Raw genomic sequence first — 26,297 nt, forward strand, 5'->3', positions numbered from 1 at the left:
ATAGTCAGGAGTCAGAATATGTGTAGCACTTGCGGTTGTGGCGAAGGCAATGTGAGAATAGAAGGTCAAGAGCCTCATTCACACGGACACCACCATCATCATTCTCATGACCATGATCATCACGACCAAGGTCATCACCACGATCACGATCATCATCATGGTCACGATCATCACCATCATGAACACGACGCTGCTCCAGCAAATATCGTTCATAAATATATTGATAAGTCTGAACAAAAGCATAAGCATAACTACGAAACCAATGGTCAGCCTATCATTGTTCATCATCACTATTATCATAACAGTGGCGATGTGCATCTTCATTTTCATAGCGACGCACAGTCTAATGAACCCCAAGCTTTCCATGAACATCATCATGGACATGACGATCACCACGATCACCATGAGCACGATCATCATGGGCATGATCACGCTCATGGACACAACCATGAACACAGTCATAGTCACGATCATGAGCATAGCCACGATCATGACCATACGCATGAGCATGAAGATAAATTTAGTCCAGTTATTGAAAATCAAAATATGCACTATGGTCAAGGCGAAGCAGGAACGCATGCTCCCGGTATTAGCCAGAAACGTATGTTAAAAATTGAGATGGATGTACTGGATAAAAATAACCGTATCGCTGTACATAACCGTGAACATTTTGAAAAACAAAATGTGCTGGCACTGAATTTAGTCTCAAGCCCAGGCTCTGGAAAAACCACATTACTGACGCAAACTTTAAAACAGTTAGCGCAAAGAGTAGCTTGTGCGGTTATTGAAGGTGACCAACAAACAACCAATGATGCCGATCGCATTCGTGCAACTGGTGTGCCTGCAATTCAAGTGAATACAGGTAAAGGTTGTCATCTTGATGCGCAAATGGTGCATGATGCAACTCACCAATTGGGATTACAAGATAACAGCGTACTGTTTATTGAAAACGTCGGTAACTTAGTTTGTCCTGCGAGTTTTGACCTTGGTGAAAGACATAAAGTCGCTATCCTTTCGGTCACTGAAGGTGAAGATAAGCCACTGAAATACCCGCATATGTTTGCAGCAGCTGATTTAATGATAATCAATAAAATCGATTTAGTACCTTACTTAAATATCGATATCAATGCTTGTATTGAATCTGCTCGTCAAGTTAATCCAGATATTCAAATCATTGCGTTATCTGCAACCACAGGTGAAGGCATGGAAGAGTGGCTGGCTTGGCTGGAGAGTCGTTTATGTGCTTAGGTGTTCCAGCTAAAATTGTTGAGGTGGGCGAAGACGTCCACCAACTCGCTTGGGCTGAAGTGAGTGGTGTTAAGCGCGCGGTTAATATTTCAATGGTTTGCGAAGGTGAACCAGAAGAGCTATTAGGTAAATGGGTTCTTATTCATGTTGGTTTTGCCATGAGTATTCTTGATGAGCAAGAAGCTCAAGATACCCTTGAAGCGCTAAAACATGTCTATGGTGTCACCCTTGAAGAGGCTGATGATGCAGTACGTTGATGAATTCCGTGATCCTGAATTAGCCAAAGCGCTGTTAGTACAAATTCGGGAGACTATCTCACAATGGCCTCATCCTATTACACGCCCATTACAGATTATGGAAGTGTGTGGTGGGCATACCCATGCAATTTTCAAATTTGGATTAGACCGCTTATTACCTGAAGAAATTGAATTTGTTCATGGTCCCGGTTGCCCCGTTTGTGTATTACCAATGGGACGAATTGATGCTTGTTTAGAAATAGCGGCTCGTCCCGGGGTTATTTTTTGTACCTTTGGTGATGCAATGCGAGTGCCGGGACGTAATGGCTCAATGCTTGATGCCCGTCGTCGCGGTTCTGATATTCGTATTGTTTACTCACCACTCGATTCATTAAAAATCGCGCAAGAAAATCCGGATAAACAAGTGGTCTTTTTTGGTCTTGGCTTTGAAACCACAATGCCAAGTACCGCAATGACACTGCAACAAGCAAAATTGCGTGGACTTACAAACTTTTCGCTGTTTTGTCAGCATATTACTATCGTACCGACATTACGTTGCTTGTTAGAACAAGATGATGTTCGGATTGATGGTTTTATTGCCCCTGGGCATGTGAGCATGGTGATTGGTTGTACACCTTATCAACCGCTATGTGACGAATTTGAAAAGCCTTTTGTGGTAACAGGATTTGAACCATTAGACTTATTACAAGCTATACTGATGGTCATTAAACAACTTAAAGCTAAAGCAGAAAATGCAAATTACGTTTTAAGTATTGAAAATCAATATAGTCGCATAGTTCCTAATGAAGGCAACAAGCTTGCTCAAAAAGCACTGCAAGAAGTCTTTATGCTGAAAGAAACCAGTGAATGGCGTGGATTGGGTGAAATTCCTATGTCAGGCATTCAACTTACACCTGCTTATGCGCAGTTTGATGCTGAATTACGCTTTATGCCAGCACCACAAAAAGTTGCTGATAATCCGCAATCTCGTTGTGGCGATGTATTAACTGGACGATGCAAACCATCGGATTGTCCACTATTTGGTAAAAGTTGTACGCCTGAAACTGCGTTAGGTGCATTAATGGTCTCTTCAGAAGGTGCATGTGCGGCTTATTATCAGTATCGCCGCGAAGGTAATATATGAAACAACCTGATGAAATAACCTTAGCTCAAGGAAATGGTGGGCAAGGGATGCAACAACTTATCGAAGGTCTTTTTTTAAAGGCTTTCGATAATCCGTTACTCAATGAAAAAGAAGATCAGGCACGTATTTCGTTAAGTGATCTGACAACTTTAGGTGATCGTTTAGCCTTTAGTACTGATAGCTATGTAATTGATCCGATAATTTTCCCTGGTGGAAATATTGGTAAGCTATCGGTGTGTGGTACAGCAAATGATCTCTCTGTTGGTGGTGCGGTTCCTCGCTATCTCTCTTGTGGGTTTATCCTTGAAGAAGGTCTGCCTTTTGAGACATTAGAAACACTGGTAACAGCAATGGCAAATGCCGCTAAACAAGCGGGTATTCAAATTGTGACTGGTGATACTAAAGTTGTGCCTCGTGGTGCAGCGGATAAGATCTTTATTAATACAGCTGGCATTGGTGTGATCCCAACTAAAATTAATTGGGCGGCATCAAACATTAAAGCTGGTGATAAGATCTTAGTCAGTGGCACTATTGGGGATCACGGTGCAACAATCCTTAATTTACGTGAAAACTTAGGTCTTGAAGCGGATCTACAAAGTGATTGTGCGGTACTTGAGCCAATGATCGCACCTTTGCGTAATATTGAAGGAATTAAAGCGCTACGTGATGCAACTCGTGGTGGTGTAACCGCAATTTTGCATGAATTTGCACAAGCGAGTGGTTGTGGTATGAATGTGCATGAAAAAGCACTTCCTATGAAGCAATCAGTACGTGGTGTGTGTGAACTCTTAGGGTTAGAAGCACTTAATTTTGCCAATGAAGGTAAAATTGTATTAGTGGTTTCACCTGAAGCGCAAGCGCAAGTATTAGCCGCGTTACATCAACATCCATTAGGTAAAGATGCCTGTTCAATTGGTGAAGTCACAACGGATAACTATATTCGTTTAACGGGTATTTTCGGTACTAGCCGTATTCTTGACCTACCTTATAACGAGCCACTTCCTCGTATCTGTTAATGACTTATTTCCCACTTATAGATTGATATAATAGCAAGATTTATAAGTGGGATAAGTTACCTGCCTGTGACAAAAAATTTGTTATAACGCAAATTTGTCTCATTTATCTGAATACTGACTCTTTGATAAAAAAATTATTGGAGTAACATGTTCGGCCAATCCTACTGCGTGGAGAGGGTCTCTCGTAGAGGTTAGCTCTAGGAAAAAACATGTCTTGGTCAGAATTTAAATCTCAATACCTGATCCGTTTTTGGAAGCCTCTTCCAGCTGTTATTGCGGCAGGTATCATTTCAACTTACTACTTTGGTTTAACCGGCACATTCTGGGCTGTCACGGGTGAGTTTACTCGCTGGGGTGGTCACGTTATGCAGTGGTTTGGCGCTCACCCTGAGGAATGGGGTTATTTTAAAATCATCGGTCTTGAAGGAACGCCATTAACACGAATTGATGGTGTGATGATTATTGGAATGTTCGGTGGATGTATTATGGCTGCACTTTGGGCTAATAACGTCAAACTCCGCCATCCTCAACATAAAATCCGTATTCTTCAGGCTGTGTTAGGCGGTATTATTGCCGGATTTGGTGCTCGATTGGCAATGGGGTGTAACCTTGCTGCTTTCTTTACGGGTATTCCTCAATTCTCGCTTCATGCGTGGTTTTTCGCCGTTGCAACCGCAATTGGTTCCTATTTTGGTGCCAAACTTTCACTTATGCCGATTTTCCGTATTCCGGTTAAATTACAAAAAGTGAGCCAAGCATCGCCATTAACTCAGGATAAACAGCGCGCAAAACGTCGCTTTAGACTGGGAATGGTTATCTTTTTTGCCATGATTGCATGGTCATTAATTATTCTCTTTGATTCGCCAAAACTGGGTTTTGCTATGTTGGGTGGGATTGGTTTTGGGATCTTAATCGAACGTGCACAAATCTGTTTTACCTCTGCATTCCGTGATCTATGGATAACAGGCAGAACCCATATGGCAAAAGCGATTATCATCGGTATGGCTGTCAGTGCTGTGGGTATTTTTAGTTATGTTCAATTAGGTGCAGCACCTAAAATTATGTGGGCTGGACCAAATGCTGTTGTTGGTGGCTTACTGTTTGGCTTTGGTATTGTGCTTGCGGGTGGTTGTGAAACGGGTTGGATGTATCGTGCAGTTGAAGGACAAATTCACTTTTGGTGGGTGGGTTTAGGCAACGTTATTGGCTCTACTTTGTTGGCGTATTATTGGGATGATTTTTCAGCGGTCTTGGCAACAGATTACGACAAAATAAACCTTCTTGATACTTTTGGACCAGTAGGTGGGTTAATGGTGACTTATCTTATGCTGGGTCTGTCATTTGTGTTGTTACTGTGGTGGGAAAAACACTTTTTCCGCAAAAAAGCGCAACAGGCACAATCAATCTCTACACCGATTAATAAGGAAATAGCATGAGCGAAAAAAGCACTATAATCCCTGATTATCGTCTTGATATGGTGGGTGAACCTTGCCCTTATCCTGCGGTGGCGACACTAGAAGCAATGCCATCACTTAAGAAAGGTGAAATTTTGGAAGTGGTAAGTGATTGCCCACAATCCATTAATAATATCCCTCTTGATGCTAAAAATTACGGTTATACCGTATTAGATATTCAGCAAGATGGTCCAACAATTCGTTATTTAATTCAAAAATAACCTCTGTTACACCTATTATTAAAAGACAGCGAGTGAGTTATTACGCCTTACTTGCTGTTTTTTTATGGATAATCTTAAGGTCTTAATACAGGTAAAACTAATGCAACAGCCTGCTGAATGCGAGGCGTAAAATCAGATTGAGGGGCTGGGGGAATAATTCCTAACGCTATTTGGCGTAAAGGCTCTGCGATCACCATTGCCAGAAGAAGGTCACTTAACGAGGCATAATGGTAATGGGCGATAATACCTTTTTTCTCTTGTCGTTCTAGCCACTGGGTTAATAGTTCACGCCCGCGTAAAATACCGCTACGTTGGTATTTTTCTAGCAAAATTTCTCGGCTAGGAAATGTTTGTTGCAACAATTTAAATAATCCCACTGCATCACGATTAAGTACCGTTTGCGTCATACAATCTAAATGGTGTGATAGCAGCACTGTAAACTGATCAAAATCATTAGCATCAACATGAAATACTTCAATAAAATGGTCAGTCCATGACAATACAATTTGCTCAACTAAATCCTCTTTATCGGTAATAAATCGATAGAGTGTTTTTTTCGCCATTCCTGCTTGTTTAGCAATATCATCCACTGTTGTAGCGCTATAGCCTTGTTGGAAAAGCAAGCTTAAGGTGGCTTGAAAAATTTCTTGGCGTATTTCTTGCTCAGGGCGAGCAGGACGTCCTCGTTTTTGATTAATCTTGCTATCGGTCATTAGAGTCCCTCTTTTTTTATTGATTTTATCACTCTTTAGGCATAAAACAATTAGGAAACTAAATTAGTTTCTTAATTGAAGGTGAAATATACAATGAAACAACAAACACTGCATTTACCTTGGGCTTTAAATGACATTAATGAACTTTTATCACCCGCGCCATTACGCTTAGAAATGGGAATTGAAAGGGATGAGGCTGGGCATTTGACGGTTGCAGTACGTACCGATTTACATGGCTGTAAAGGGAAGATGCTAGAGTGGTGGTTTACCTTTTTTGAAACATCACAACATATTCGCTGGTGGCATCCACATGATCATGTCGCTCATAATGGCTGGGATGATAAATGGATTAAAGGGAAAAACTACATTGGTGCATCGATAAAAGCGGTTGAATCTTTAGGGGATATTCCACCAGTTGGAGCACAACTTAAATTTCATGATGCAAAAGATTTCTTTGATAACTCAATGCTTGAGCAAGCCTATGATTCTGGTGCGCTTTCAGCAGCAGTTTGTGCCACTATTGGATTTGGAGAACATATAAAAATAGATGAAAATGGCGATCCAACTGATGGAAAAATGGTGCATTTAACGCGAGATACCGATTGGGGATGTGTATTAAGAAGCCGTTTTTATTTAGGGCACTCACTGGCAGATCCGTTAACAGAGTTACCCGATGAAATTGGCTTTGGGTTACTACAGCACTGTTATAATGAATTTACTTATCTTTCTCGTTTTCTGCCTTCACTCTATTATGGTGAGCATGCTAATGGAGAAAAAGGCGCATTGCCTTGGTGATACTCAATACTCGTCATACTTCAAGTTGTAGCGTTGTTGGCTGCGTTTATTCGCACTAGTCACATACTATTGTATGCTCCTAGCGATTCATTCACTTGCCGCCTAGCTACACCTTGAATTATTTAGAGTATTTGTGAGGATAAAAAAATTAAAAGAGTGAAGGTGTGAAAGTTAATGGCGGGTAGTCGGCAAATTGGCTGATCTACCCGTGATTTTATGCGCAGATTACTCTGCTTCGCCACCGAGGACTTCAGTAACGCGTTCAATTAAAGCACGGAGTTCGCCAGTCATTAAAATAAAGTCGGCATCAAAACGTTGGGCAAAATCAGCTTTATCAATATCATCATTTTGCTCACGTAGGGTTTCGCTAAACTTAATGCGTTTTATTGAACCATCGTCACAAAGCATAAATTGTAGACGCTCTTCCCAGTCAATAGAGAGTTTAGTGACAAATTTACCTGCTTCAATATGTGTTGCGATTTCATCAGAAACCAGCGCTTGTTTTTTACAGCGAATAACACCGCCTTCTTCTAATACTGCTTTTAACTCGGCTTCATCCATTAATGAGAAACCTGCTGGTAATTCACCAGAGCGTACCCATTCTGTCATTTTAAGTTCAACAGATTCATTGAAATTTAAAGGAACAACGGGCAAAGAACCAAGGGTTTTACGCAACAGTGCTAAGTTATCTTCAGCACGTTTTGCACTACCAGAATCCACGATGATTAGCTGCTTTTCTAAATCTATCCATAGAAAGGTTTGACTAAATTTACTGAAAGCACGAGGAAGTAGGGTATGAACCACTTCATCTTTTAGTGTGGCTTTTTCGGTTTTTTTCAGTTTACGACCTTGCTCGCCTTCAAGTTTTTCTATTTTATCTTGTACAGCTTGCTTTATAACAGTAGCGGGTAAAATTTTGTCTTCTTTTCGTGCACACAACATAACGTGTTTGCCGGCAACATGAATAAACGCATCGCCTCTATCACCCATAGGTGAAACCCAACCTGTCCTTGTCATATCTTGGCTACTGCAAGGAGTGAATGCCAATGAAGCAAGCTGTTGTTCTAACTCATCCATTGACAGTGCTATCTCTTTATTTAAGCGATAGACCAAAATATTTTTAAACCACAGCATCTGACATTCCCCTTAATCATAATTAACATCGATATGATACTGAATGTTTGGGGTATCTAAAAGGTAATATGCCTGAAAAGAAAAGACTGATTTGATTATTTAATAGAAAACCTAAGAAAATCTAAGGAAAGCTGAAACGAATAATTAGTAAAACTACTTTATGAAAATGATAGGCATTCGTACTTGGTTTAAATTAATTAAGAATATTAATAATGAAATAGTTATATTTTTAGCACAACTTGTTATGTGATAACTGTCACATTTTTTCTTTTTATTACTATTTTTTATTCATAATATGAAATGATTTTCTGAATTATCCCAGTAGTAATTTACAAAACAAAAATCTTCTTGACGCTTGTGTGTGATTGATATCACAAAATTAGGAAAATATAACAGGTGATTTTTCATTAATCTTATAGTGATACTGATCACAAATTTGAATATTTATTTTCCAAATACAGTAATAATCGCACAAATCGCCTTTTTATATTCACCATGGTTATAGTTTAGCTTTTGTAATGTTTCCTTGGCTTTTTTGGTTACTTTTACGTATTGATTAGATATTGTAATTGAATCTCGTTATTATGCTTTCTTTGTTGGAATTTTTAGTTATTTATTCTTTTAATGAGCAGTTGTTATTCGTTACCACCAGTGAAATTGTATTTAAATTCGACTTTGTTTTTATTTAAATAAGAAATGAATATAAAGATAAAAAATTATTAATTCAGAATAATAATATTTAAACCTTTAGTGTTATTTATTTAGTGGTTAAAATTAATACTTCCTTTTAAATATATTAAAGGAGAGGATAAATTTTTTATTGGCAAAAAAAAGAATGCTATAACGAGATGAAATATAAAAGAAAAACTAAAAATAGTAATTTTGAAAAAGTTGATTAAGTTCAAAAAACACGTATCTTTACTCTTTAATGTGATGATTATCACTTAGGTATGTAACCATGAAAACGTATGTTGGTGTAATTGTGGGCTGCATCACGAAAGTTAGGCTTTTTTTTGAGTAACATGCCAGCGAAAACTCAATGATGTAATTCATTTTCAGACAGAAATAAAAGCAATGCCCTTATTTAAATATATATGAGGACGTTATTTTTACGTCTTAATGGTGATTACGTCTGTGTCAAGAAATTAAAACCCTTAAGAAGATTTATAGAGTAATAAGTAGAGTAAAAGTAGAGTAATAATTAGTAGTCATAAAAATTATCGATTGTGAGAGCGATTTTCTTTTTCGAAATTCGTGGCAGGGATCTTTTTGTCTGAATTACAGGTTAATTAAATTACGGCGGTATTCTTTTTAACCTTAAAGAAAGTCATAAAACTATAGAAAATAGATGGGTATTTTAATCATGAAAAGCTTGAAGCCTTTAGCAGCATTGGTTGGTTTACTGGTTCTTTCTGGGTCAGCAAACGCAGTAAACGTGTATAACGATAAAGGTACACGTTTTGATGTAAATGGTCAGTTCCGTTTAAAAACACAAGTGACCAGCCAAAATCATGAAATGAAAATGAATGATGATGGTAGCCGTATCGGTTTCTTCGGTTCACACGAACTGACTAACGATATCAAAGTATTTGGTAAATTAGAGTGGGGTTCAGACACGCAAAAAACGAACAGTGACAACCCTAAATCAAACTTTGAAATGTACAACCGTGTGGGTTATGTCGGTTTCTCTCATCGTGATTATGGTCAAATCCAATTTGGTCGTACTTACATCCCAATTGACTGGGTTAAAAAATCAAGCTACGGCTATGGTAATACCGGTGTATTCTACTTTAGCGATGTATTAGGTCGTTCCGTAGGTTATTCTGGTGGTGAAACTAGCGTTAATGGTAAATATGTAAATACGAATGGTGTTGGTAAAAACAACTTTATGACCCGTTTACCACAAACCATTTTCTTAGAAACTAACCGTTATGAAGGCTTTAAATTAGCGGGTACTGTTACAGGTAAAACTGGTGAAGATGGTCGCCGTGTTGCAGGTGATATCACTCGTGCTTACTCATTAGTTGGTTTCTATAAATCAACTTTCGGCTTAGAGTTTGATGCAGGTTACTCAGCTGCCAAAGGTGAAGCAAACAATACTGGACCAAATAAAGATAAAACACCTGAAAACAGTATTTTAGCTTTTGGTGCGGAATACTTCTTCCCAGGTCGTGAATTCTCTATCGGTTTAGACTATGGTCAATCTCGTGGTAAAAACCCAGGCTTAGCATTGTATTCAAACCAAGCGCCACGTGGCTGGAACTCAGTTAAAGGTGATTGGAAAGCTGATCTATATGGTGTTGGTGTAAAATGGCACTGGGACCGTATTGAGAGTGGTATGTATGCGGGTTACTACCTGCGTGATGGCGATGCCAACACTTTCAACTACAAAAAAGAAACCTATACTATGGGTGTAGATAAACGTTTTGCGGTATCTAAATACAACAACTTACGTTTATTCGCTGAAGTTGCATATGATGATGCACGTAGCGAAAACCCGAAATATGAAGATAAAAAACAGTATATCTTCGAAACAGGTATGCGTCTGTACTTCTAGTCTTGCCAAACAATGTCGGTTTGACAGAAGTAGATAAAACGAAAGGAGAGCGATATTGCTCTCCTGTTAACCAATATATAAGGGGTGTGTAATGGTTAAGAATGTGTTGAAGATTTCAACATTAGCAATGTTTGTCGCATTCAATGTGAATGCTGCGACAGTTGATCTCCGTATTATGGAGACTTCTGATGTTCACAGTAACTTAATCGACTTTGACTACTTCAAAGACAAACCAACAGAACAGTTTGGTTATGTCCGTACTGCTAACTTAATTAAAGCAGCAAAAGCTGAAGTAACTAATGCGGTTTTAGTTGATAACGGTGACTTGATCCAAGGAAGCCCGCTGGCTGACTATCAGGCAGCTAAAGGTATCGAAAAAGGGGAATCCCATCCTGCACATCAGCTGATGAACACAATGGGTTATACCGTAGGTAACTTTGGTAACCATGAATTTAACTATGGTCTTGATTACCTGAAAAAAGCTATCGCTGGTGCGAAGTTCCCTTACATCAATGCCAACATTCTTGATGCGAAAACAGGCGAAAACTATTTCACACCTTATATCATTGTAGATACACCAGTAAAAGATCGTGATGGCAAAGAACACACTATCAAGATTGGTTATATCGGCTTTGTACCACCACAGATCCTAATCTGGGATAAAGCCAATCTGGATGGTAAGGTCGTTGTTAATGATATTACCGAAACAGCGAGAAAATTCGTCCCTCAAATGAAAAAAGAGGGTGCGGACCTGATTGTGGCTATTCCTCATTCTGGTTTTGCTTCTGAACCTTACAAAGCAATGGCTGAAAACTCAGTGTATTATCTGAGTGAAGTTGAAGGCATCAACGCAATTATGTTTGGTCACGCTCATGGCGTATTCCCAAGCAAAGAGTTTGAAGGTATTAAAGGCGTTGATACGGCTAAAGGTACTGTAAATGGCGTTCCAGCTGTTATGCCTGGTCAATGGGGTGATCACTTAGGTGTCGTTGATATGGTTATCAATAACGACAGCGGTAAATGGGTGATGACACAAGCAACAGGTGAAGCACGTCCTATCTTTGATAAAGCGAACAAAAAAGCATTAGTAGAACGTGATGCTGAATTAGCGCAAATCATCGAGAAAGCACACCAAGGTACTCGCGATTTCGTGGGCAAACACATTGGTAAAGCGTCTGCTAACATGTACAGCTTCCTTGCATTAGTGCAAAGCGACCCAACTGTACAAATCGTTAATGATGCACAAGTTGATTACACCAAACACTTTATTCAAGGCGATCCTAACTTAGATGGACTGCCAGTATTAGGTGCAGCTGCGCCATTTAAAGCCGGTGGTCGTAAAAACGCACCAGCAGACTTCGTAGAAGTTGAAAAAGGTGACCTGACATTCCGTAACGCTGCTGACTTATACCTGTATCCAAATACATTAGTGGTTGTTAAAGCAACGGGTGCTGATGTTATTGAGTGGTTAGAGTGTTCAGCTGGCATGTGGAATCAAGTTGATGTTAACTCAACGAAGCCACAAGAGCTGATCAACTGGGATGGTTTCCGTACTTATAACTTTGACACCATTAGTGGTGTGAATTATAAAGTTGACGTAACTCAACCAGCTAAATACGACGTTGATTGCCAAGTCGTTAATAAAGATGCAAATCGTATTAAAGAAGTAACTTATGAAGGCAAACCTATCGATCCTAAAGCAACATTCTTAGTTGCGACAAATAACTACCGTGGATACGGCGGTAAATTTGCAGGAACAGGTGAAAGCAACATTGCGTTTGCATCTCCAGATGAAAACCGCGCTATTTTAGCGTCTTACATTGCGAAAGAGACTAAAGAAAAAGGTGAAGTCGCAACGAAAGCGGCTAACAACTGGTCTTTCTTACCAATTAAGACTGATAAAGCGTTAGATATTCGTTTTGAAACTTCTCCAAGTGAAAAAGCGGCTGCATTTATTAAAGATTTTGCTCAGTATCCGATGACTTTCGTTGAAAATGACGAAATTGGTTTTGCAATTTATAAAATCGATCTGACAGCAAAAAAATAAGCCGATAGATACCTGCCCATTCGGGCAGGTTTTCCTAACATTTTGAACCAAAAGAGTGGGCTAAATACTCTCTAAGGGATTCTTATGCGCTTTATGAAGCTACTACCCGCTGCATTTGCTTTAATTCTTGCTGGTTGTGTAACGCAAGCACCTGAAATAACAGAACCGCTAAAACCTCAAGCTAAGTTAGTTGAAGGCGTATCTTGCGTATTACCTGCTGCACCGACAGCACCTTACGACTACATTGCTTCGAATGATCGTTATGGTCAAAACAGCACTGCATCAACAGATTATTTTAAGCTGGCGATTAACTACTCTCCTGCTTTTTGCGATTACAAAAGTAACAATATTAAACGTCTAAATAACGATAACGAAAAAGATCGTGCAAAACGTGAGTTTGATAAATTTGAAATCCAGTGTTTCTCTGACAACAAATTTGGCTGGATTGTTCATGGGCTGTGGGCTGAAACCTGTGATGGTAAATCATGGGACGAATGCCGCGATTGGAAAGATATACGCAAGCATCCTCGTTTATGTAAAGGCGATTTAGCGCCATTAGAATATTCAGTTATCAAACCTTATCTGTGCTCATCTCCGGGTATTGATCTGTTACAAGGCGAGTGGGAAAAACACGGTGTCTGTGCGTTTGATACTCCTGATGCATTCTTTGGTCAGCAACAAGCGTTATTTGATGCGTTAGTACTACCAGAAGGCCGTCCTTCAAATAGTGAGTTGATCAAGTTCCTAAAAGAACACAACCCATCATTGAAGGATAAGGAAATTCAAATTAATCGAGATGAATTCTATATCTGTTATAGCAAAGATTTCGAAGTAATTGATTGTCCGAAACGTGAATTTTGATCTTAGGGATAAAACTTAAATGAACCATAAATATAAACTCGTTGCACTAGCAGTAAGCTCAGTCTTATTAGCAGGTTGTGCAAAGAATTACGACGAAGCTAATGTTGTTGACGTTCGTGTTATTGCAATGAACGACTTCCATGGTGCGCTTAAAGCGCCAGGTCCAAACAAACCTGGTGGCATCGAGCATATGGCAACATTAATTAAAGAAATGCAAAAAGAAAACCCTAACAACATCGTTGTTGCAGCGGGTGATATGGTTGGTGCAAGCCCACTGTTATCTTCTATGTTCCACGATGAACCTTCAATCCAAGCATTATCATTAGCGGGATTGGAAGCGACTTCAGTTGGTAACCATGAATTCGATAAAGGCATGGGCGAATTACTGCGTAAGCAAAATGGTGGTTGCCACCCAGTAACGGGTTGCCAAGGTCCAACTGAATTTAAAGGTGCTGATTTCCAATATCTGGCAGCTAACGTAATTGTTAACGAAACAGGTAAAACACTGTTCCCTGAATATGTCATCAAAGAGTTTAATGGCATTCCAGTGGCTTTCATCGGTTTAACCTTAGAAGGCACAGCAGCTATCGTAACGCCTAAAGGAACCGAAGGTTTAAGTTTCCATAACGAAGCTAAAACCATCAACGCATTGGTACCTGAGTTAAAAGCGAAGGGTGTTCAAGCGATTGGTGTGTTAATTCACGAAGGTGCAGCGCAGCGTCGTGATGGTGGTCCAGTTAATATCAACGCATGTAATGGTATTACAGGTAAAGTCTTAGGTGTTGTTGAGCAATTAGATCCAGCGATTGATTTCGTTGTAACGGGTCACACTCATCAGGCTTACAACTGTACTATCAATGGTAGATCAGTCACATCTGCACAATCAAATGGTGCAATGTTGACACGTATCGACCTGAAATTAGATAAAACAACCAAAGACGTTGTTAACATTGAAGCAAGAAACGTTTGGGTTGATAACCGTAAATACGAAAAAGATCCCGCAATCACTAAACTGTTAGAAGCTTACGAAAAAATTGCTACCCCATTAGCTAACCGTATTATTGGTAAGTTAGAAGGTAATTTAACGAAGCAATCTAACGACGCAGGTGAGTCTGGTTTAGGTCAAGTTATCGCTGATGCACATCTGTACACTGCAAAACCAAAAGATATGGGTGGCGCACAAATCGGATTGATGAATGGCGGTGGTATTCGTGCTGATATGACAGGTGGTGACGTTTCTTATAACGCAATCTACACTGTACAGCCGTTCTCTAACGTACTGTTAACTCAAACGTTAACCGGTGAACAAATTAAACGTCTGCTAGAACAACAGTGGGATCGTTCACGTCCACAAGTGTTAGCGATTTCAGGTAACTTCCAATACACATGGGATAGCAAAGCGCCTAATGGCAACCGTGTTATCGCTGAATCAATGAGAATTGATGGTAAGCCAGTTGATATGAAAGCGAATTACCGTGTTGTTGCTAATGAATACTTAGCAACGGGTGGTAGTAACTTCTCAGTATTGAAAGAAGGTAAAGATCCAGTTTATAGCGTGCCAGACGTTGATGCAGTAGTGAAATACTTTGCAGAACAGTCACCAATTGCTCAACCAAAAGCAAATAACATCACACGCAAATAAGGTATTTTCATACGCCTTGTGAAAATCGCACCTCTTACTCGTTAAGAGGTGCGTAACTAAATAAAGAGAGCAAAGTGTTGAACACAAAGGGTCCATCCCTACCTTTGTATTCATTGCGCACTTTGCTCTTTTTTTATGCTTTTTATTCGCAAATGTGGGGGAATAAACATAAGAGTCAACGCCTTTACAAGGAATAATTTGTGGTGTATTGTATTGTTTAGCGACAAAAGATTGCATTTTGTCGTCATTCTAAAGATCTAAACTTATAACGTTTTAATGTTATCAAGTTCTAAAGTTATAACTGCCGTGAGGCTTGGAGTGTAAGTAATGGCTATTTCCGTAAGATTAGATGAAGACTTTGTGTCTGATGCTAAAATTCATGCGGAAGCGAAAAGCAGAAGTGTTCCTAAACAAATTGAGCACTGGGCTAAAATAGGGCGTATAGCTGAAGATAACCCTGATCTGCCATATAGCTTTATCGAAGAATTGTTACTGGCACAGGCGGAAGTCGAAAACAAAAAGGTTTCTCGATATGTCCGAACCACAAAAAGAGATTGATGTTTACCAGTCAGCTCGATTTGAAAAGGCAATGAAAAAGTTGCCTGAATCAGATGTGAAAATTATTGAAGATGAAATTGATCAAATAATTGATAATCCATTGATTGGAGAACAGAAAAAAGGCGATCTTGCTCACCTTAGAGTTCACAAATTTAGGCTTAATGAATCAATTGTACTACTAGGTTATTCATGGGTAGCTAACAAAGTTGAGCTGTATCTACTGCATATAGGATCCCATGAAAATTTCTATGATGCTCAGAAAAAACAGCGAAAGACCGATCTGAAACGGATTAAATCATAAGAGGGTGGTGGCATAAGGTCACCACTCTTGTTTTGTGAGCATGTAATAAAAAAAGCCCACAGTGGCTGTGGGCAAAGGAATGAAAGTAAAGAGGGTAATGCTGTAGGGTAATTTAGTAAGATGTTTTATTTGAATACTTTAAAACGTGAGTCATCTTCGATGTAATTTTTCTCGCCAGCTTCTTGTTCAATAGAACCGAAGACCATTTGCGCTCTTAATTTCCACGTTTTTGGCAGTGCCCAAGTTGCATGAACTTCATCATCAATAATTGGGTTGTAGTGTTGTAATGACGCACCCACGTTTTCTGCTGCTAATGCAGTCCAAACAGAAAGCTGAGCCATACCACTCGCTTGTTCTGACCACACAGGGAAGTTATCCGCATACAGTGGGAACTGCTCTTGAAGACCTTTAACAATGTCAGTATCTTCAAAATAAAGAATTGAGCCAGCACCTGCTGCAAAACTATCAATTTTAGCTTCTGTTGCGCTAAATGCTTCTGCTGGTACTAATTTCTTCAGCGTGTTTTTAACAATATTCCACAGTGCATGATGTTGTTCACCAAACAGAACAACAACACGAGAAGTTTGTGAGTTAAATGCGGTTGGGCTCTCTTTTACGGCTTCTTTAATAATCGCAGTGACTCTGTCTTCGCTAATAGGAAGTTGGTTACCTAAATGATAAATTGTTCTACGTTTTTTCATTAAATCAGTAAATGCGTTAGACATCGTTGTCTCCTTGATAATATTGAGCACTTAATGCGTATAGCCTGTTGAGCTAATCTATGGACATACTATAGGTGCTATTAGTGATTTATTGATATATAAAAAATTTAATCAGTTACGTCAAAATATTCGACCTAGTTTTTAACGGTTTGATTTAATTTCTTTTTATCTTCATATTTAAACTCAGCAGCAAGCTGGCTTATCCCCAAACCTCCCGCTTTCTTCACTTTTATCTGCACGGGAATGCGTTCTTTCATGGCTTCAACATGGCTAATTACCCCAATAGTCTTGCCTGATGCATTTAGGCTATCAAGTGCATCTAGTGCAATATCCAGCGTATCAGGATCCAGCGTGCCAAAGCCTTCATCTAAGAATAGTGATTCAATTTGGGTTTTATTACTGACTAAATCAGAAAGCGCTAGCGCGAGTGATAAACTCACTAAAAAGCTTTCGCCACCAGAAAGTGTGCGAGTATCGCGCAGTGCATCTGCTTGCCAAGTATCTGCGATTTGTAATTCAAGACTTGCAGGGTTTTTACGTTGTAAAAAATAGCGACCATGCAGTTTTTCTAAACGACGGTTAGCCAAATAAATCAGATGATCCAAGGTTAAGCCTTGTGCAAAACGGCTGAATTTATCGCCATTTGCAGAACCCACAAGTTCATTTAGGTAACTCCAATCATCAAAATGAGATTGCTGCTCTGCAATCTGTGTGAGCAAACTTCTCTGTTGTTGGCGCTTTTCTTCATCATTGCGAAGCTGTTCTTGAATACGAAATTTTGTCTCTTGTAAGCGCTTTCCTTGTGCTTCTAACAATAATAAATGCGCTGTTATTTGTTCAAGATTTTGCTGTGTTGATAATAATGGCTGCTGCAATAAATGGTGTTGATACGATTTTTCTTGTGTTTCTAAGCGAGTTTTCTCTTGTAATAATTTATCTAAACGCTGTTTTTGTTGCTGCTGTAAATGGGTTTTCTCTTCAGGTGATAACAGTGCGCCAATAAATTCACTCTCATTTGCAAACAAGCTATTTGCTAATGCTTGCTGATATTGTTCTGTTGCTTGCTGTAGTTGCAATTTAACGCGCTGAAGTGATTTATTATTTTCTTGGTATTGCCCGATAAGCTGATTAAGTCGAATTTCTAGCTGACTTTTTTCATTACTGTATTGTTCAATCTGCTGTTGTAATAAATGACTCTGTTTATCTAATTTATTTCTGACATCTTCGGCAATTTGTGTGCCAAATAAGGTTTGACGTTCTGCCTGGATTTTTTCTTGCTGCTTAAGCTTTTGTTGTAAGTCAGTTAAAAGAGCACCGTGCTCTTTTTGAGTTTCAGCTAGATAACGCTGTTTCTCTTTAAGTGCGAGTTGTAATTCTCGCAGTGTCTGTTGTAATTCTTGATGTGTTTTTAATGTGGATTGATATTGTTGGCTTTCTGTTTTGCGTTCAGTGAGCCACTGTGTTCTTCCTTCAAATTGGCACAGCACATAGCCTTGTTGTTCAACGCGAGATTGGATCTCTTGTGCTAACTCTGTTTGCTGTTGGAGCAGTTCAGCGGTTTGTTGATGTTGATAAGCGATAGTTTTTTGTAGATGCGCTAGGTCACTTTGTTGGCGAATGACGGATTGTTGCAGCTGATTAAATCGCTCTTTTTCATTTGATAATAATGTATATTCTTGGTTTATTTGTGTTTCTAACGCCTTATAACTCTCTTGTTTTTCTGTCAATTGTTTGGCGTTTTGCTCTAATTTTTGATCCAATTCAAGCAAGCTGTTTTCAGTACAATCAGCAAGTGGTAATGCGTATGTTTTTGCTAATTCATGCCACTGTTTTTCTAAATTCGTCGTTTCTTGAGCAAGTTGGTTTATCTCTTCTGCTAATTTTTTATTTTGTATTTGATAGCCTGAGCATTGTGTTTTTTGCTCGACAAGTTCCACGGTTAACGTGTGTACGTGTTGTTTTAACTGTGCTAATCGTTGTTTTGTTTCATCAGGCTTTATTTCAGCATATTGCTCAACATAAGGATGTTGCAGTGAACCGCAAAGTGGACACGGCTTATCTTTAATTAAATGTTTTCTCTCTTCTTCATATTCAATCACTTTTCGTTCGAGAAGATATTTATCACTTAAGTCATTAAAATGCTGTTCTTTCTCTTTTAACACCATTTCATTCTTGCTGATTGTTTCTGTCAGTGTGGCTATTTTCTGCTGATTATCTGTTAGTGTCTGATGATATTGATGCGTTATTTTTGTATTACGCTGTAGTTGGGTTTGTAATCCCACCAATTTTGCCAGCACGTTTCTTTGCTGATTTATCTGTTGTATACGAGGTTGAATATCAAAAATTACATCTGCTTTAGCTTGTGCTTCAAGCTGAGACTGGTGTGTTTGTAATTGTTGCTGTTGTAAATTGAGGCGAGTTTGTTGTTCATCTAACGTTTTGGTGGCTTTTTGTAGTGATGTTGCTAACGATAATACTTTTGCTTGTTCGTTTTTTTCACTTAGTTGGCTTGCTTGGTATTTGGCGGTAACGTCATCATATTGTTCAAAATAATGTTGCCATAAAGGTAAGTTTTCTACTAATTGAGCATAAGCAGCATGTTTAATTAAATAATCATTTAACTGATCTGCTTTTTCTTGTGATGATGCCCAATTCTGCTGCATTTGAGCAATCTGTTCTAAAGCATCTGAAGCTATTTTTTCTAAGCTATTTTTTTGCTGTGTTTTTGTTGAAACGTCTTGCTGTAACAGTGCTAATTGGTTATCCAGTGGCGTGATTTTTTCACGAATGAGTTGCAGTGTTTGCTGCTTTTGCTCCTCATGTTTTTTCTGGTTATCACGTGATAGTGCTAGTTTTTCATTAACAGGCAGGCTTTGTTGCTCAAGAGCCTGTTTTTCATTATTTATCGTTAATAACTGTTTTTCGATATAACTCTGTTCTTGTAATAGCCGATTCTTTTCATCAAAAAGAGGGCGAAGTTTTTCGGCAGGTTCGCTATTTTCGAGACGTTGAATATCAGGTTGTGCTGCAATTAGGGCATCTTGTGCCGCATTGACGCCAATTAGAGCCGCATTTTGTTGCAGCTTTAAGTCAGCTTCTTTTTCTTGCCACTGTTTGGTTGTTTGATATTCCAATTGCTCTTTTTGTAATTGAGTCTCTTGCGTGTGTAACTGTGTTTGCTGGGTTAATAGCTCTTGGCGCGCTGTTTCATCGAGCAATGCCATCATCTGAGCTTGCTGTTTTAATGCGCTTAAGGTTTTTTCTTCTTCTCGCCAATGCTCGAAAATCGTGCGTGAAATATGGCGATAAATATCAGTGCCTGTTAGTTCTTCAAGTAATTCAGCACGAGATTTATCATCAGCATTTAAAAATGCAGCAAATTGTCCCTGAGAAAGCAGCATTGATTTAGTAAAACGCTCAAAATCAAGCCCCGTAATACTGATGATCATCTCTTTTACTTGGCTTACTTTTGTTGCCAATATTTTATCGTCACCACCTGTGGTATCTATTTTAACGAGCTCTGCTTGTGGGGCTTGAAGATTGCCATCTTCTTTATAGTTAGCTCGACGCTGTTCCCAAAATGCACGATAGGGCACGCCTTTTACTTCAAATTCAACTTCAGCCAAACATTCGGCGGTGTGACGAGTCATTAACTCATTTTGTGATTGCGTGACTTTATCTAAACGCGGTGTTCGGTGATAAAGTGCCAAGCTAATCACATCGAGTAGGGTTGTTTTACCCGCCCCAGTAGGACCTGTAATAGCAAATAAGCCATTGCTGACAAAAGGCTCTTGGCAAAAATCGATTTTCCACTCGCCTTTTAGCGAGTTTATATTTTTAAAACGCAGACTTAAGATTTTCATTATGCTTCTTTATTATCCTCTTGTTCTGCCATCTCAACGGCTTGCTTAAACAGCGTTTTTAACTGCTGTTTTTTTTGCGGATCTTCAATGTCATATTGCGCTAAGCGTCTGTCAAAAACGTCATACACTGAGAGTTCTGAGAGTGTCTCTTTTTCATCTTGAGTGAGTGCGCTGCGTTGTTGTTTGGCTCTTCTTAATAAAACTACATCAAAGAGTGGGTTATCTGTTAGCGCTTGAATACGGCTTTGAATATCGCTGAGGTAGTCTTGTGTAGCTACTTCAATATCCAGCCAAATTGTGGTGTTTTGCCCTTGATACTGCTTACTCAGTTTGGTTAATTGTGTGGCTATCTCTTCAAGTGAGCCCGCTATGGTGCGTAAAATTTGAAACTCAGGAATAGGTAACAGCGTCAATTGGGATAATTTGCCCTGTTCAAAATCGATAAGGCAGATACTTTTTTGTTGCCCGCTCTCATCAAAACTTAATGGAATAGGCGCACCACTATAACGAATATGTTCTGATTTATTGACGACTTGAGGGCGGTGAATATGCCCCAGTGCAATATAATCAAATTCAGGAAATAATGTCGCAGAAAAGGCATCTAAAGTACCAATATAAATTTCACGAGTAGAATCGCTAACACTGGCGCCTACTGTTGTGAGATGCCCAGTTGCGATAATCGGAATAGCGACTTTTAATTGGTTACGCAATGTAACAGCATCTTGATATTGGCTCTGATAATAAGCCGCGATTGCGTCTTTTAACGCAGTCTGTTTTTGTGCCCCTGATTGCCCGCTTTGACTGGTTATCATATCTCTAGGACGTAAATAAGGAATGGCACAAAGTAGCGCACCCGGAGTGTTATCTTTTTGATTAAGAATAAGAGGTGCTAGGGGGTCATCATGATGTACATTTGCGATAACCGTGGTATTTAAACATGCTAATAGTGATTTTGATTCATTTAATGTCGCTACAGAATCATGATTACCACCCAAAATAATAAGCTGGCATTGTGTGTCTCTAACAGCAACAACAAAGCGGTTATAAAGTTCTCTGGCATAGCTAGGTGGTGAGCCTGTATCAAAAATATCACCCGCAACAATAAGCGCATCTACCTGATAGTGACTAATCTGTTCCAATAACCAATCAAGAAACTGTTGATGTTCCTGCGTACGGCTTTTGGTAAAAAAATATTGCCCTAAGTGCCAGTCTGATGTGTGAATAATCCGCATTACCATTCCTCTTTTTAATCTAGCAAAGAGTATAGCGCACCTCGCTTTTTTAGTGAAAAGCGTGTGTTAGCCCCTCTTTTTGGCGTGAATTTTCACCCTATTTTGTATTATTTACCTTAACAACACTCACGTATTCCAGTAATGTCATGGTTAGTCATAAATCTGTCATAAAAGTGCCTCATAATCATTATGACCCTCTATATAAATTACACAGGATAGAGTATGGCAAGGCGTATTCTTGTTGTTGAAGATGAAACCGCAATTCGAGAGATGATCTGTTTTGTGCTTGAACAAAATGGATTTCAACCCATTGAAGCAGAAGATTACGATTCTGCACTGAGTTTTCTTATCGATCCTTACCCTGATCTGGTTTTATTAGATTGGATGATCCCAGGTGGATCAGGATTGCAGGTAATAAAGCAGATGAAACGGGAAAGCAATACCCGCGATATTCCTATTATTATGTTAACTGCAAAAGGTGAGGAAGAAGATAAAGTCAAAGGGCTAGAAACCGGTGCTGATGATTATGTTATTAAACCTTTTTCACCTAAAGAGTTAGTTGCACGAGTAAAAGCAATTTTACGACGTTTATCACCGATGTCGGCTGAAGATCTGATTGAATTTAATGGATTAAATCTTGATCCCGTATCGCACCGAGTAACAAGCCAAGATAAGCCGATAGATATGGGACCAACAGAATTTAAGCTCCTGCACTTTTTTATGACACATCCTGAACGCGTGTATAGCAGAGAACAGCTATTAAACTATGTTTGGGGAACCAATGTTTATGTCGAAGACCGAACCGTTGATGTTCATATCCGTCGATTACGTAAAGCAATAGAACAAGATGGACATGACAGAATGATACAAACGGTACGCGGAACGGGATATCGATTCTCTGCCCGTTTCTGAGTCAATATGGGAGTAATCGTCAGGTGTTAGAACGACTATCGTGGAAAGCCCTCGTATGGGGGCTGTGTCTATTTTGTTTACCTGCCTTTATATTGTCACTTTTTATTGGTCATCTTCCTTGGTTGCTGGTGGCTTCGCTACTTAGTGCCCTTGTGTGGCATGCTTATAATTTGTTGAAGTTATCTAAATGGTTATGGCTAGATAGATCAATATTACCTCCTGAAGGTAGAGGAGGCTGGGAACCTATTTTTTATGGTATTCGACAAACACAACAACGTAACCGTAAACGTCGCCGAGAGTTAGGTGAGTTAATTAAGCGTTTTCGTAGTGGAGCAGAAAGTTTACCTGATGCAGTAGTGATGATGACTAATGAAGGTAATATTTTCTGGTGTAACAGCTTAGCGCAACATCTTTTAGGATTCCGTTGGCCCGAAGATAATGGGCAAAATATCTTTAATTTACTGCGTTACCCTGATTTCTTGCACTATTTTACGGTTGCTGATTTTAGTCGTCCTTTAACGATATCACTTAATAATGGCGCTATTGTTGAGTTTAGGATCATGCCATACAGTGAAGATCAACGCTTAATGGTTGCAAGAGATGTTACCGAAAAGAACAAACTAGAGAATGCTCGCCGTGATTTTTTTGCCAATGTCAGCCATGAATTACGAACACCTTTAACGGTTATTCAAGGCTACCTTGAAATGATGGAAGAGGGTGCAATAGAAAATCCGAGAGAACATAAAGCTATCTCTACCATGCAAGAACAAGCAAAGCGCATGGATATTTTGGTTCAACAGCTTTTACAGCTATCACGCATTGAATCTGCGCCACATATTGATTTAAATACCGTTGTTGATATCCCTACTATTTTGTCTGTCGTGCAACAAGAAGCAAATTCATTAAGCCAAGGGCAGCATAATATTATCTTTGATATTGATAATCATTGGGCAGTGCGAGGAAATGAAGAGCAGCTACGTAGCGCGGTTTCTAATCTAGTTTATAACGCAATCAACCACACACCTGAAGGCACAACAATCAACGTTGAATGGAAAAAAATTCCACAAGGTATGCTGTTTAGTGTGTCAGATAATGGTACTGGTATTAGTGCCGAACATCTCACTCGTTTAACCGAGCGTTTTTATCGCGTTGATAAAGCCCGTTCTCGTCATACTGGCGGTACAGGATTAGGGTTAGCGATAGTTAAAAAATCACTTCAACATCACCATTCACAGCTAAATATTGAGAGCAAAGTAGGAAGAGGAAGTACTTTCTCGTTTATTCTTCCTCAAACGCTTTTATTTGCCAAAGATAGTATCAAATAAAAATAGCATTAGACGCTATTTTGTCGCTAAAAAGTCTTTATTGCTTGCTTTTCATCGTAAGTTTTAAAGGCTTTTTTTTGTGAATATCACCTGCCTTCAATATCAAGAAAATTTAATATCGTAGCGTTAAATTTTAATATTCTTAATTAATGAGAACTTTAATTGAGTGTTTTATTGGTCATTAATGATGAAAAAATACGCAAATCATATCGGGGATATTCGATGATATATGATAGTAATAACTATCTATGAAATAGAGTTTAGATGATTATTCTGGTTTTTGGATTGGCTATTGCCTTTTTTCATTATAAAAGTTTTACTTGTATGCAGTTATCGGCGATTTTTTCTATTTAAAGCATAATTGTTCTGCATTAAATGATTATTTATGGATATTATCCTAAATAGCAATTGTATTTTATTAAATAGATATTGTTGATTTTATGTTTCATTAACCATTTAGTTGTTAATGTGATTTAACCAATTTTGCAGCGATATATTAACAAAAATTATGACACATCGATTAACTTCCAGAGATATTCTGGCATTAGGATTTATGACATTTGCACTATTTGTTGGTGCTGGGAATATCATTTTTCCTCCAATGGTAGGTTTGCAGTCAGGTGAGTTTGTTTGGACTGCGGCACTTGGCTTTTTGATTACAGGGGTAGGTCTTCCTGTATTAACCGTGGTTGCATTGGCGAAAGTAGGGGGGGGAATTGAAGCTCTCAGCACGCCAATTGGTAAGCCAATGGGGCTTTTACTCGCCGTTATTGCTTATCTTGCTGTAGGTCCTCTTTTTGCAACACCACGTACTGCAACGGTCTCTTTTAAAGTGGGTATTGCACCCTTAGTGGGCGATACGGAAATAGCCTTGCTGATTTATAGCGTTGTCTACTTTGTCATTGTTATTGGTATTTCGCTTTACCCTGGTAAATTGCTTGATAGTGTTGGGCATATCCTCGCACCGATTAAAATTTTAGCTCTCGCCGCATTAGGTTTAGCCGCAATATTTTGGCCAGCAGGCACACCAATCCCTGCAACACAAGCTTATCAAGATATGGCATTCACCCAAGGATTTATTAATGGTTATCTCACCATGGATACGTTGGGTGCAATGGTATTTGGTATTGTGATTGTTAATGCTGCACGTTCTCGTGGCATAGAGAATTCATCACTACTGACTCGTTATACTATGTGGGCAGGTATTATTGCCGGTGTGTTATTAACTGGGATTTACTTGAGCTTATTTAAACTTGGCTCTGCAAGTGGCAGTATTATTCCAGCAGCACAAGACGGTGCTGATATCCTTCATGCTTATGTTCAGTATACCTTTGGTAACTTCGGTAGTTTCTTCTTAGCACTGTTGATTTTCTTAGCCTGTATGGTTACTGCGGTTGGTTTGACCTGTGCTTGTGCTGAATTCTTTAGCCGTTATTTACCGATTTCTTATCGTGCTTTGGTATTAATTCTGGCGATCTTCTCGGCGGTGGTATCAAACTTAGGATTAAGTAAATTAATTGAGTTTTCAATTCCAGTGCTGATTATGATTTATCCGCCTTGTATTGTGATAATTTTAATGAGCTTCACATTACGTTTATGGAATAACTCAAGTCGTATTATCGCACCAGCAATGGCGGTAAGCCTGTTTTTTGGTATCTTTGATGCAATAAAAGCCTCAGAACACTTAAAACATTTATTACCAGAATGGGCTGCAAAATTACCATTAAGCGAGCAAGGTTTAGCGTGGTTAATTCCTGTTCTTATTACCATTGTGGTCTGTGGTATTTATGACAAAGTTGTCGGTTCACATCACAAAAAAGTGCTTCATACCGAAGTGACTAAATAAGCAATAAAGCACACTGATTTAAATGTAAAAAGGGAAACGAAAGTTTCCCTTTTTTATTGGTTTAAAACTCATCTTGCAATACCTCCTCAATCGTTCTTGGCATACGAGGCTTATTGACTTTTTTAGGGTCAACAACGGCATAAAGATTATTTAAATCATCAAGGCATTGCCAAAGCAGCAGTAGTTGACGTAATGAAATTTTACCTTGTAACTCAAATTTTTTAATCGTTGATGCCGGGACAGTACTGCGTTCGGCAAGTTGTTCGCGTGACCATTTTTCTTTTTCACGAAGCTTACGTAAATGAGTAGCAAATGCCCAACTCACATCTAAATCGGTCAGTAATGAAAATTTCATACCCGCTCCATAAATAGACACCATAGTGTCCAATTATAGCAAAAAATAGCTATTTTGGACACTATGGTGTCTATTTTGTTTTGAGATAGATTGGTGGGAAATACTGAAAATCACC

General features: G+C 39.0%; 22 protein-coding genes. 16 read left to right on the top strand and 6 right to left on the bottom strand.

The features are described 5' to 3' along the window. Positions 1 to 18: 18 nt before the first annotated feature. The 6 genes from hypB (at position 19) to yedF (ending at position 5,319) form a co-directional block, all read left to right on the top strand. Positions 19 to 1,248 (top strand): hydrogenase nickel incorporation protein HypB, encoded by a 1,230-nt coding sequence (hypB, locus tag ABN099_RS04230; protein ID WP_349462446.1) that lies wholly within the window; start codon positions 19 to 21, stop codon positions 1,246 to 1,248. Continuing rightward, positions 1,239 to 1,505 carry a hydrogenase maturation factor HybG gene (gene hybG, locus ABN099_RS04235; RefSeq protein WP_349462447.1) on the top strand — a complete coding sequence of 89 codons (267 nt, stop codon included), beginning with the start codon at positions 1,239 to 1,241 and terminating at the stop codon, positions 1,503 to 1,505. The genes hypB and hybG overlap by 10 nt, the downstream gene beginning before the upstream one ends. Next, positions 1,492 to 2,628 (top strand): hydrogenase formation protein HypD, encoded by a 1,137-nt coding sequence (gene hypD, locus ABN099_RS04240; RefSeq protein WP_349462718.1) that lies wholly within the window; start codon positions 1,492 to 1,494, stop codon positions 2,626 to 2,628. The genes hybG and hypD overlap by 14 nt, the downstream gene beginning before the upstream one ends. Next, positions 2,625 to 3,644 (top strand): hydrogenase expression/formation protein HypE, encoded by a 1,020-nt coding sequence (hypE, locus tag ABN099_RS04245; RefSeq protein ID WP_349462448.1) that lies wholly within the window; start codon positions 2,625 to 2,627, stop codon positions 3,642 to 3,644. Before hypD ends, hypE begins: the two co-directional genes overlap by 4 nt. Positions 3,645 to 3,853: 209 nt before the next feature. Continuing rightward, the gene (yedE, locus tag ABN099_RS04250) at positions 3,854 to 5,080 is read left to right on the top strand and encodes a selenium metabolism membrane protein YedE/FdhT (protein ID WP_349462449.1); all 1,227 of its coding nucleotides are present in this window, start codon (positions 3,854 to 3,856) and stop codon (positions 5,078 to 5,080) included. Next, complete coding sequence (gene yedF, locus ABN099_RS04255) at positions 5,077 to 5,319, top strand: sulfurtransferase-like selenium metabolism protein YedF (protein ID WP_064718982.1); 243 nt, start codon at positions 5,077 to 5,079, stop codon at positions 5,317 to 5,319. The genes yedE and yedF overlap by 4 nt, the downstream gene beginning before the upstream one ends. Positions 5,320 to 5,393: 74 nt before the next feature. Here the strand turns inward: yedF and ABN099_RS04260 are convergent, their stop codons facing one another. Then, positions 5,394 to 6,032 carry a TetR/AcrR family transcriptional regulator gene (locus ABN099_RS04260; RefSeq protein WP_349462450.1) on the bottom strand — a complete coding sequence of 213 codons (639 nt, stop codon included), beginning with the start codon at positions 6,030 to 6,032 and terminating at the stop codon, positions 5,394 to 5,396. A 93-nt stretch (positions 6,033 to 6,125) separates the two neighbouring features. Here ABN099_RS04260 and ABN099_RS04265 point away from each other — a divergent pair, with 93 nt between their 5' ends. Further along, a complete protein-coding gene (locus tag ABN099_RS04265; protein ID WP_349462451.1) occupies positions 6,126 to 6,827 on the top strand; it encodes a DAPG hydrolase family protein in 702 nt (233 codons plus the stop codon). 225 nt (positions 6,828 to 7,052) lie between these two features. Here the strand turns inward: ABN099_RS04265 and rdgC are convergent, their stop codons facing one another. Continuing rightward, a complete protein-coding gene (rdgC, locus tag ABN099_RS04270) occupies positions 7,053 to 7,961 on the bottom strand; it encodes a recombination-associated protein RdgC (protein ID WP_349462452.1) in 909 nt (302 codons plus the stop codon). Between the two features lie 1,363 nt (positions 7,962 to 9,324). Between rdgC and ABN099_RS04275 the strand changes: the two genes are divergently transcribed. The 6 genes from ABN099_RS04275 to ABN099_RS04300 all read left to right on the top strand — a co-directional run bounded on the left by ABN099_RS04275 (position 9,325) and on the right by ABN099_RS04300 (position 15,927). Beyond that, positions 9,325 to 10,518, top strand: a complete 1,194-nt coding sequence (locus ABN099_RS04275) for a porin (RefSeq protein ID WP_349462453.1) — start codon at positions 9,325 to 9,327, stop codon at positions 10,516 to 10,518. Positions 10,519 to 10,609: 91 nt separating this feature from the next. After that, positions 10,610 to 12,565 (top strand): bifunctional 2',3'-cyclic-nucleotide 2'-phosphodiesterase/3'-nucleotidase, encoded by a 1,956-nt coding sequence (locus ABN099_RS04280; protein ID WP_349462454.1) that lies wholly within the window; start codon positions 10,610 to 10,612, stop codon positions 12,563 to 12,565. An 84-nt stretch (positions 12,566 to 12,649) separates the two neighbouring features. Then, the gene (locus ABN099_RS04285) at positions 12,650 to 13,426 is read left to right on the top strand and encodes a ribonuclease T2 family protein (RefSeq protein ID WP_349462455.1); all 777 of its coding nucleotides are present in this window, start codon (positions 12,650 to 12,652) and stop codon (positions 13,424 to 13,426) included. A 19-nt stretch (positions 13,427 to 13,445) separates the two neighbouring features. Continuing rightward, complete coding sequence (locus tag ABN099_RS04290) at positions 13,446 to 15,068, top strand: bifunctional metallophosphatase/5'-nucleotidase (RefSeq protein ID WP_349462456.1); 1,623 nt, start codon at positions 13,446 to 13,448, stop codon at positions 15,066 to 15,068. A gap of 327 nt (positions 15,069 to 15,395) precedes the next feature. Next, positions 15,396 to 15,626, top strand: a complete 231-nt coding sequence (locus tag ABN099_RS04295) for a ParD-like family protein (protein ID WP_004245167.1) — start codon at positions 15,396 to 15,398, stop codon at positions 15,624 to 15,626. Continuing rightward, positions 15,601 to 15,927, top strand: coding sequence for a type II toxin-antitoxin system RelE/ParE family toxin (locus tag ABN099_RS04300; RefSeq protein WP_349462457.1), 327 nt, complete (start codon positions 15,601 to 15,603; stop codon positions 15,925 to 15,927). The genes ABN099_RS04295 and ABN099_RS04300 overlap by 26 nt, the downstream gene beginning before the upstream one ends. A gap of 125 nt (positions 15,928 to 16,052) precedes the next feature. Here ABN099_RS04300 and ABN099_RS04305 read toward each other — a convergent pair whose 3' ends face one another. The 3 genes from ABN099_RS04305 to sbcD form a co-directional block, all read right to left on the bottom strand. After that, positions 16,053 to 16,652: a nitroreductase family protein gene (locus ABN099_RS04305; protein WP_349462458.1), complete on the bottom strand. Its 600-nt coding sequence runs from the start codon at positions 16,650 to 16,652 to the stop codon at positions 16,053 to 16,055. A gap of 131 nt (positions 16,653 to 16,783) precedes the next feature. After that, complete coding sequence (locus ABN099_RS04310) at positions 16,784 to 20,512, bottom strand: AAA family ATPase (RefSeq protein ID WP_349462459.1); 3,729 nt, start codon at positions 20,510 to 20,512, stop codon at positions 16,784 to 16,786. After that, positions 20,512 to 21,744: an exonuclease subunit SbcD gene (sbcD, locus tag ABN099_RS04315; protein ID WP_349462460.1), complete on the bottom strand. Its 1,233-nt coding sequence runs from the start codon at positions 21,742 to 21,744 to the stop codon at positions 20,512 to 20,514. The genes ABN099_RS04310 and sbcD overlap by 1 nt, the downstream gene beginning before the upstream one ends. Before the next feature lie 222 nt (positions 21,745 to 21,966). On the opposite strand from sbcD, the gene phoB reads away from it, so the two are divergent. The 3 genes from phoB (at position 21,967) to brnQ (ending at position 25,827) form a co-directional block, all read left to right on the top strand. Then, on the top strand, positions 21,967 to 22,656 hold the full coding sequence (phoB, locus tag ABN099_RS04320; protein WP_349462461.1) for a phosphate regulon transcriptional regulator PhoB: 690 nt from the start codon (positions 21,967 to 21,969) through the stop codon (positions 22,654 to 22,656). A 23-nt stretch (positions 22,657 to 22,679) separates the two neighbouring features. Next, positions 22,680 to 23,981: a phosphate regulon sensor histidine kinase PhoR gene (gene phoR / locus ABN099_RS04325; RefSeq protein WP_349462462.1), complete on the top strand. Its 1,302-nt coding sequence runs from the start codon at positions 22,680 to 22,682 to the stop codon at positions 23,979 to 23,981. Positions 23,982 to 24,489: 508 nt separating this feature from the next. Beyond that, entirely contained in the window at positions 24,490 to 25,827 is a 1,338-nt protein-coding gene (brnQ, locus tag ABN099_RS04330) for a branched-chain amino acid transport system II carrier protein (protein WP_349462463.1), read from the top strand. Positions 25,828 to 25,888: 61 nt separating this feature from the next. Here the strand turns inward: brnQ and ABN099_RS04335 are convergent, their stop codons facing one another. Beyond that, positions 25,889 to 26,182, bottom strand: coding sequence for a helix-turn-helix domain-containing protein (locus tag ABN099_RS04335; RefSeq protein ID WP_349462464.1), 294 nt, complete (start codon positions 26,180 to 26,182; stop codon positions 25,889 to 25,891). Positions 26,183 to 26,297 lie beyond the last annotated feature (115 nt).

The organism is Proteus hauseri (assembly GCF_040139125.1).
GTDB lineage: Bacteria > Pseudomonadota > Gammaproteobacteria > Enterobacterales > Enterobacteriaceae > Proteus > Proteus hauseri_B.